The sequence below is a fragment of the Flavicella sp. genome (genome assembly GCF_029238425.1).
Classification (GTDB): Bacteria; Bacteroidota; Bacteroidia; order Flavobacteriales; family Flavobacteriaceae; genus Flavicella.
Genome location: NZ_JAQWGB010000192.1, coordinates 25,043 through 33,912, shown reverse-complemented (window position 1 = coordinate 33,912; position 8,870 = coordinate 25,043). Strand labels below are relative to the sequence as shown.

10 protein-coding genes are annotated in these 8,870 nt (G+C 33.3%); 5 read left to right on the top strand and 5 right to left on the bottom strand.

Annotation, left to right across the window (positions count from 1 at the left end; genetic code table 11):
* The 4 genes from menA to holA form a co-directional block, all read right to left on the bottom strand.
* On the bottom strand, window positions 1–816 hold an 816-nt coding region (gene menA / locus P8H68_RS13220), incomplete at its 3' end, for a 1,4-dihydroxy-2-naphthoate octaprenyltransferase (protein WP_300326108.1).
* An 11-nt stretch (window positions 817–827) separates the two neighbouring features.
* Window positions 828–2,015 carry a tRNA 2-thiouridine(34) synthase MnmA gene (mnmA, locus tag P8H68_RS13215; protein ID WP_300326105.1) on the bottom strand — a complete coding sequence of 396 codons (1,188 nt, stop codon included), beginning with the start codon at window positions 2,013–2,015 and terminating at the stop codon, window positions 828–830.
* Between the two features lie 87 nt (window positions 2,016–2,102).
* The gene (locus tag P8H68_RS13210; RefSeq protein WP_300326103.1) at window positions 2,103–2,828 is read right to left on the bottom strand and encodes a toxin-antitoxin system YwqK family antitoxin; all 726 of its coding nucleotides are present in this window, start codon (window positions 2,826–2,828) and stop codon (window positions 2,103–2,105) included.
* 10 nt (window positions 2,829–2,838) lie between these two features.
* Window positions 2,839–3,840 (bottom strand): DNA polymerase III subunit delta, encoded by a 1,002-nt coding sequence (holA, locus tag P8H68_RS13205; protein ID WP_300326100.1) that lies wholly within the window; start codon window positions 3,838–3,840, stop codon window positions 2,839–2,841.
* A gap of 60 nt (window positions 3,841–3,900) precedes the next feature.
* Here holA and P8H68_RS13200 point away from each other — a divergent pair, with 60 nt between their 5' ends.
* From P8H68_RS13200 to P8H68_RS13190, 3 genes are all read left to right on the top strand, one after another.
* Window positions 3,901–4,344, top strand: a complete 444-nt coding sequence (locus P8H68_RS13200) for a type I restriction enzyme HsdR N-terminal domain-containing protein (protein WP_300326098.1) — start codon at window positions 3,901–3,903, stop codon at window positions 4,342–4,344.
* A 114-nt stretch (window positions 4,345–4,458) separates the two neighbouring features.
* On the top strand, window positions 4,459–5,451 hold the full coding sequence (locus P8H68_RS13195; RefSeq protein ID WP_300326095.1) for a glycosyltransferase family 2 protein: 993 nt from the start codon (window positions 4,459–4,461) through the stop codon (window positions 5,449–5,451).
* Window positions 5,452–5,488: 37 nt separating this feature from the next.
* Window positions 5,489–6,658, top strand: a complete 1,170-nt coding sequence (locus P8H68_RS13190; RefSeq protein WP_300326093.1) for a transglutaminase domain-containing protein — start codon at window positions 5,489–5,491, stop codon at window positions 6,656–6,658.
* A 10-nt stretch (window positions 6,659–6,668) separates the two neighbouring features.
* On the opposite strand, the gene P8H68_RS13185 is transcribed toward P8H68_RS13190, so the two are convergent.
* Entirely contained in the window at window positions 6,669–7,289 is a 621-nt protein-coding gene (locus tag P8H68_RS13185) for an L-threonylcarbamoyladenylate synthase (protein WP_300326091.1), read from the bottom strand.
* 92 nt (window positions 7,290–7,381) lie between these two features.
* Between P8H68_RS13185 and P8H68_RS13180 the strand changes: the two genes are divergently transcribed.
* Together P8H68_RS13180 and P8H68_RS13175 are read left to right on the top strand one after the other, a co-directional pair.
* Complete coding sequence (locus tag P8H68_RS13180; protein ID WP_300326088.1) at window positions 7,382–8,197, top strand: DUF1853 family protein; 816 nt, start codon at window positions 7,382–7,384, stop codon at window positions 8,195–8,197.
* A gap of 104 nt (window positions 8,198–8,301) precedes the next feature.
* The gene (locus P8H68_RS13175) at window positions 8,302–8,862 is read left to right on the top strand and encodes a DUF4494 domain-containing protein (RefSeq protein WP_300326085.1); all 561 of its coding nucleotides are present in this window, start codon (window positions 8,302–8,304) and stop codon (window positions 8,860–8,862) included.
* Window positions 8,863–8,870 lie beyond the last annotated feature (8 nt).

Below are 8,870 nucleotides of genomic sequence, written 5' to 3'. Positions count from 1 at the left end.
TTTTCCTGCTTCTTTATTTTTAACCACTCGCACAAAGTGCAAAGCAATTGGAACAAAAGCAATCAAGAATAACAACTGATTCGGACTATGATAATCTGAAACCACATAAACCAAAGCTGCAACAAAAGCCAAAATCAATAAAGAATAATGATATTGCTTTGCTTTTTCAGCCCCCATTTTCACAACCAACGTATTTTTATTTGATAAGATGTCCGATTCTCTATCCCTCATGTTATTCAAATTAAGCACCGCAGCGCTTAAAAACCCAATAGAGAATGCCGGTAAAAAAGTATTGATCTCAACTGTTTTTGTATACAAAAACAAACTACCTACAACGCTCAACAAGCCAAAAAAAGCAAAAACAAAAACATCTCCAAGTCCGCTGTAACCGTAGGCATTTTTTCCCATAGTATATTTAATTGCGGCAGCAATACTAGCCAAACCAAGAAAAAAGAACAAAACAGAAAATCCAAAATTCTCAACACCAAAAGCTAAATATATAAGTACCAAAGCAACCGCTAAAGTCAAAGCAACAGTAATATAAATACCTCTCAGCATTTGTTTCGGAGTTATGGCACCACTTTGCAAGGCTCTTTCTGGACCAATTCTGTTTTCATTGTCTGTTCCTTTAACCCCATCACCATAATCATTTGCGAAATTTGACAACACCTGAAAACCGATAGTGGTTAAAATAGAAAAAACAAAAATCCAAAGATCAAAACTATCGTATTTGGTTGCCAAACAAGCCCCTAAAATAATCCCTGATAACGATAACGGCAAGGTTCTTAACCTAGCTGCCTGAATCCAATGCTTCATGTATTCTATATTTATGAAATTACTCCTGAACCCGCCAAATCATCCTCTAAATACCAAGCAACAAATTGACCTTCAGTAATCGCTGATTGAGGATTCTTAAATTCAACATACAATCCATCTGTTACTTTATAAAGAGTTGCTGGCTCTAAGGTTTGTCTATATCTTATTCGAGCTTGAACCTCTAAAGATTCTCCATCTTTTAATGCCAAATCCTCTCGAATCCAATGCAGTTCTTCATTTGAAACAAATAAAACCTTACGATACAGCCCCGGGTGATTTTTACCTTCTCCTGCATAAATTACATTCTCCTGAACATCGGTATCTATCACGAACAAAGGCTCCACAGTCCCACCAACAGCCAAACCTTTACGTTGTCCTTTGGTAAAATAATGAGCACCTTGATGCTTCGCCACCGTTTTTCCATCAGAGATGGCGTATTTATATTTGCTGCTAAAAAATGCTAATTCTTCTTCTTTATTAGAAAATTCTGGTATGGCTCTATTATATGCTTCCAACTCAGCAGGAATAGTTACTATAACCCCTTCTTTTGGCTGTAGTTTTTGCTGTAAAAACTCTGGCAATCTCACTTTACCAATAAAGCATAAACCTTGAGAATCCTTTTTATCGGCAGTAACCAAGTCAAGTTCTTTTGCTATTTCTCTTACCTCCGGTTTTGTCAATTCACCAATTGGAAAAAGCGCTTTAGACAATTGCTCTTGTGATAATTGACATAGAAAATAGGATTGATCTTTATTCCCATCTTTACCTGCTAACAACTGATACACCTCTGATCCTTCTTTCTCCAAAGTCCCTTTTCTACAATAATGTCCTGTTGCAACATAATCTGCCCCTAAGTCCAAGGCTATTTTCATAAACACATCAAACTTAATCTCTCTGTTACATAAAACATCTGGATTTGGAGTGCGTCCCATTTCATATTCTCGGAACATATAATCTACAATACGATCTTTGTATTGCTCACTTAAATCCACTACTTGAAAAGGAATTCCTAGTTTTTCAGCAACGATCATTGCATCGTTACTATCTTCTAGCCATGGACATTCATTAGATATCGTTACAGAATCATCATGCCAGTTCTTCATAAACAAGCCAATAACTTCGTACCCTTGTTTCTGCAACAAATAAGCAGCAACACTACTATCTACTCCTCCGGAAAGTCCAACAACTACACGTTTCATTTTCTTCAAAATTTAAGACTGCAAAGATACGGAATAGTATTTGAAAAAAAGGCTTTGTAAAAAAGCTTGAAAAATAATGGAAGTAACTTATTTTTTCTTTTTTCTACTGTTGATTTCCTCTAAAGAAACAGGCTCTTTTGCAACTTTTTTATTGGGTTCTTCAAAGCCTGCAAGTTCTCCATCAATATAAAATTCCCATCGCCCCACTCGTTTTCCATGATCATAAAAACCAGTTTCTCTTATGACTCCGTCATTGTGGTAATAAAAAATTTCCCCATGGATTTCCCCTTCCTCATAAGGCACCTTTTCTATAAGCTTACCTTGATCCGTATAGCGCAAACTTTCTCCGTGCAATTTTCCATTTTTATAATGACTTACCTCTGTTAAGGAACCATCTTGATAATAGATTTTTTTTTCGCCAGAGAGCGTATCGTTTAGATAGTTCTCTTCTAAGATTACTTTTTGTCCAGTATTGTCGTAATAAAGCCATTTGCCTGTGCGAAGTCTCCCTATCATATCTCCCACACTTTGTCTAACGCCAGTATTTGTAAAAAACTCAACCTTGCAAAGTGATTTTTGTGAACTATAGGTCTTTATAATTACAGGTCGACTTGAATAGCCTTCAGAGTAAAACTTAAAAACACCAACTTCTTTATCGTTAATAAACTGACCTTTATAACGAATGTTTCCATTAGAATATTTTTTCATCCAAACACCCGTTTTTTTTCCATTAGCATCTAATTGATTTATGGACTGCTGTCCCATAGCATTCAAGGAAAAAAGAATCAAACAAAAAAATATACTGCGCAGCATGTTAAAAATATTAATGCATTATTTTAAACAATAATTCTTTCAATAAATCATTCTGAGAGATGGAGGCACCGACCCCTTTACTTTTTACATCAGCTTCTCGCAAAAAACCAATAACCTGAGATACTTTTCTCATGGGGTAATTTCTAGAAGCACCGACATAGTCATCCACAAAATACGGACTCACTCCTAGATTCTTCGCCACATTTGCTTTGGATTTATCTTGCAATCCATGATACATTAACAACTGTGTAAAATAACTATTCAACAAAGAAACTGTCATTACTGTTGGATTGCTTTTAGGATTGTTTGAAAAATAATTAATGATCTGATTGGCCTTGACAACGTTTCTATTCCCCACCGCCTTTCTCAGTTCAAAATTATTAAAATCTTTACTGATCCCAATATTCTCTTCTATATGAATTGGGTTGATAATAGTTCCCTCTGGTAAAATTAACACCAGTTTATCCAATTCATTACTAATTTTACTTAAATCAGTTCCCAAAAACTCAACCAACATTTGGGCTGCTTTGGGTTCCATCTGATAATTTCTTCCATTCAAAACTTTACGAATCCAATCTGCAACCTGATTCTCGTATAACTTTTTACTCTCAAACACCACCCCAACCTTAGAAGCAAGTTTGTTCAGTTTTTTACGTTTGTCTAAAGTTTTGTACTTATAATTAATAACCAATACTGTAGTAGGCTGCACATTTTCTACATAGGAAACTAGTTTTTCAATAGTCCTCGAAAGATCCTGCGCTTCTTTTACAATAATTACAGTTTTCTCTGCCATCATAGGAAATCGCTTTGCCTGTGATACAATTTCATCGACTGTGACATCTCTTCCATACAAAACGACCTGATTGAAACCACGTTCTTCCTCTGTCAAAACATTATTTTCAATATAATCTGATATTTTATCAATGTAGTAGGATTCCTCTCCCATTAAAATATAAATGGGTTTGGCATTACCACTTTTAATATCTGATACAATTTGATTTACCTCATTCATGCGTCTCTATTTTTTAGAAAAAGCTTCCTGCTTCTCCTCTAAAAAACTTAGTTTTGTTTTATGACTATTTTAAACTTGCCTCCTTGCAAATTCAAAATCAAAAGTAGCGAAAATAAGCGATTCATTTTTGATAACCTTAGAAAAAAATACATTGTTTTGACCCCAGAAGAATGGGTGCGTCAACATTTTGTTTCCTATTTAAGAAAAGAAAAAAACTATCCCGAATCAATTATGTCAGTTGAAAAACAACTTACAGTAAATGGCTTAAAAAAAAGAACCGATATTTTGATTTTCAACAAACAAGGACTGCCAGATATTATTGTAGAATGCAAAGCTCCTTCTGTAGAAATCACCCAAAGTACTTTTGATCAAATTGCAAGATACAACCTAAAATTAAATGCCAATTATCTAATTGTCACCAACGGTCTTTCTCATTTTTATTGTCAAATTGATCATAAAAAAGAAGCCTATACTTTTTTAAAAGACATACCTTCCTATAAATAGTACATTTCTATTTCTTTTAACAATCTAGAATGGAACAATACTCGCATTTTTAAAGTATGTTTGCAATCAACTTTTGAAACAATCGCTATTTACCTTTAGGGTAATTTATTAAGAATGAATATTGCAGTAGTCATACTAAATTGGAATGGTAAAAAATTATTAGAAGAATTTTTACCATCTATTATTAAATATAGTGCAAATGCCTCTATTTATGTCGCTGACAATGCTTCTACGGACGATTCTGTTTCTTTTATCAAAAAAAATTTCCCTTCTGTACATATTGTTTCTAATTCTGAAAATGGTGGTTTTGCCAAAGGATACAATGATGCTCTACAACATATAGAAACTCCTATTTATGCGTTGGTCAATTCAGATGTTTCGGTCACAGAAAATTGGCTAGATCCAATTCTAGACGAATTTGAGAAAAACCCAAAGACAGGGATTATCCAACCAAAAATCTTAGATTTTAAAAACAAAAAGAAGTTTGAATATGCTGGAGCCGCAGGTGGATTCTTGGATATTTTAGGCTATCCATATTGCAGAGGAAGAATTTTCAATTCCTTAGAAAAAGACAAAGGACAGTATGATGATACTATAAAAATCAATTGGGCGTCAGGGGCTTGTTTTTTTATCAAATCGGAAATTTACCATCAATTAAAAGGTTTTGATGAAGATTATTTTGCCCATCAAGAGGAAATTGATTTGTGTTGGAGAACCAGCAATTTAGGATACGACATCAAATATGTTGGAACTTCTGCAGTATACCATGTAGGTGGAGCTACGCTGAGTGAAGCAAATTCATTTAAGACATTTCTAAACTTCAGAAACAGCTTATATTCTCTATTGAAAAACTTACCTGCTAACAAAGTTGTGCTTTATATTTTTATTAGAATGATATTGGACGCAGTGGCAGGAATAAGATTTACACTACAAGGAAGACCAATTCACATGGTTGCGATCATCAAGTCTCATATGAGCTTTTACGGAAATCTAAAAAAAATGATTTCCAAAAGAAACTTTAAACATAATAATTTAAAATATTACAACACTACAAGTATTGTGTGGAGTCACTTTGTTTTAAACATCAGAAAATCAAAAAATCTATAATTGCCTAGTAAAAATAGCTAGAAACCATCATATTGCTATGATAAAAAAGATTGCATTTATTTTACTAATTCATATTAGTAGTTATAGTTATACCCAAACAGATTACACTTTAATTGACAATGCTTCGAAAAAAGTAGATTATTCACTTTACACCTCGAAACAAATTGCATCTGCACTGACAAAGGACTTACATTCTGACACCGAAAAAGCAAGGGCCATATACATTTGGATTACACATAACATAAGTTATGATTATCAAATGTTAGAAAACCTTCCTAAATACACAGGCTCAAAAGATTTCGTCAACTATGTTTTAAAAAAACGATCAGGAGTTTGTCAACATTATGCTGATTTATTTCTAGACATGACAAAATCGGTAGGTTTAAATACTTTTATTGTGTCAGGCTACACAAGAAATTACAAAGGAGAAATCGCCGATGTAGGTCATGCTTGGAATGCCATTAAGATCGATTCAGAATACTATTTTATCGACACTACTTGGTCAGCAGGTTATATTAAAGAAGACAGATATGTTAGACATTTTAGTGATAAATATTTTTTAATCAAACCTGAAAATTTCATAAAAACACATATCCCATTTGACCCTATTTGGCAATTCTTACCCAATCCTATTAGGCAAATTGAATTTAACGAAAAGAATTTTGAAAGACTCAATGGAAATGACAACTATCCATTTGAAAAAATAATAAAAGAACATAAATCACTTGATGAGATAAAACAAGTTGAGCAAGAAAACCGTAGAATGATTCAATGCGGCATCACCAATAAAACAACAAGAGAAGAACTGGCTTGGAACTTGAACCATATTGCACATCTTAAATTCTCAAAGGTTATTGACACTTTGAATTATGCTATAGAGAATTATAACGATTATATATTCTCTAAAAACAATCGATTTGAAACTCCTAAATTGGACGATTCTGAAATTAAAGAATTAGTTGATAACGCATGTAAAGCCTTCAATGCATGTAAAGATCCTCTATTAGAAATATCATCCACAGATGTTGAATTAAACAAACATCTAAATTTTGAAAAAGACAGGTTACCAGACTTAATTAAATCTGCTGAACAGGAAAAACGCTTTGTTGAAAAATATCTAAAGAAATGGAAACCCCTTAGAAAAACAATGTTCAAAAGTCAAGGTTACACTAAAATACCTAATGCTGAAATCAACCCGTTATTTTAAAATCACAAACCTAAAGAACATCCAAACTACCCTTCCCTTCTCTAATAACTTCTGGTTCATCCCCTGTTAAATCAATAACCGTTGAGGCATGGTTGTCACCATAACCACCGTCAATAACAACATCAACCTTAGATTGCCATTTTTCATAAATCAATTCCGGATCTGTAGTATACTCTAACACCTCATCCTCATCATGAATTGACGTCGATACAATAGGGTTTCCCAACAAGGAAACTAACTCAATTGCAATGGCATTATCCGGAACTCTAATCCCCACTGTTTTTTTATTTTTAAAAGCGTTGGGTAAGGTTTTACTCCCAGGCAATACAAAAGTATAAGCGCCAGGCAAGGCTCTTTTAAGTAATTTAAAGGTTGAAGAATCTATTTGCTTTACATAATCAGATAGGTTACTTAAATCTTTGCAGATAAAAGAAAAATTAGATTTCTCTAATTTAACTCCTTTAATTTGAGCTATTTTTTGCAAAGCACTTTTATTGGTAATATCACACCCCAAACCATAAACAGTATCCGTGGGATAAATAATCAATCCACCTTTTCTCAAAACATCTACCGCTTTTTGTATTTGTCTTGGATCGATATTTTGCTCATATATTTTAATTAATTCAGGCATATGTCTCTGTTCCGTATTTCCTACAAAAGTAATGATAAAAAACTATCTTCGTAGTACCTAAGTACTTTCATCTTACTCAAACTATTATTCTATTGGACGAAAAAAGAATCCATAATTTACAATACCAAGGTTATAAAGAAACCCCTTCTATTTTCACAACTAAAAACAATCCTTTTGAACAGGAATTATTCCATCTTCCCATAACATCTGGTATCCCTGACTTTACAATTAGCAAGACACTAATGCTTGGAAAGCGAGTGGAAGTTTTTTTTCAATCGGAGCTCAAAGCAACAAAAACATTTGATATTTGTTTTGAGAATATTCAAGTGCAGAAAGAAAGAAGAACCATTGGTGAATTGGATATCATTATACAGGATACGAATTCAAAAAAAATAACACATGTAGAAATAGCTTATAAATTCTATTTATACGACCCAAATATTACAGGAAATAATATTGAGAAATGGATCGGTCCTAATAGGGATGATAACCTATCAAAAAAAATCAACAAACTAAGTTCCCATCAATTCCCCTTACTTTTCAAGCAGGAAACCAAAGACAAAATAAATCTGGACATGTCCACCATTAGCCAAGCAATTTTATTCAAAGCTCAGCTTTTTATACCTCTTTCTTTAGAGCATGATCTTTTTCCAGAAATCAACGAAAATGCCATCTGTGGATATTATGTATCTTTTGAAGAATTCAAAACGAATCCTTTTACTGATTCAGAGTTCTATATACCGAGCAAACAGAATTGGTTATGCAACCCAAAAACGAATGAGAATTGGTATCTTTTTCCAGAAATCATTGAAGAACTCCAAAGTTTAATGCTGCAAAAAAGAGCACCGCTTATTTGGAGAAAAAACGTAAAAAATGAGACTCACAAACTCTTCATTACCTGGTGGTGATTTATAAACATATTCTTAATAAATATTTTAGACTTCATACGAGTACTATTTAGGCCAAAAGTTTATATTTGCTCTTCAAATTTTTAACTATAAATCAAACAACTATGTGGTACGAATGTAAAATAAAATATAGCAGAATTGACGAAGATGATAGAGTAAAAACATTCAACCAGCCCTATTTATTTGACGCAATGTCTTTTACAGAAGCAGAAGCTAGGGTAAATGAGGAAATGGTACAGTACATTTCTACAGAGTTTAAAATTACAAACATCAAGGTGGCAAACTTTGCTGAAATTTGCCCAAATGAAGCAGGAGATAGATGGTTTAAGTGTAAATTATCATGCATCACTATAGACGAAGAAAAAGGATCTGAAAAAAGAGCAAACTCTTATATTTTAGTTCAAGCCAATGATGTAAAAGACGCGTATGATGTATTGGCTGCTAGTTTAACGGACACGGTAAGTAATTACGAAATACCAAGTGTTGTTGAATCTCCTATACTTGATGTATTCCCTTATTATGATGGTGAAGAAGAAGCACCTTTAAACGAAGAAGTTCCTGAAAACTTACGTCCTTTAGAACCAAGTGACTCTTTTGAGGAAGTAGCTGAAGAAACAGAAAGTGAAGCATTAGAAGAAGAACTTGAAGAAGAGGTAGAAGAATAAATTTTCTT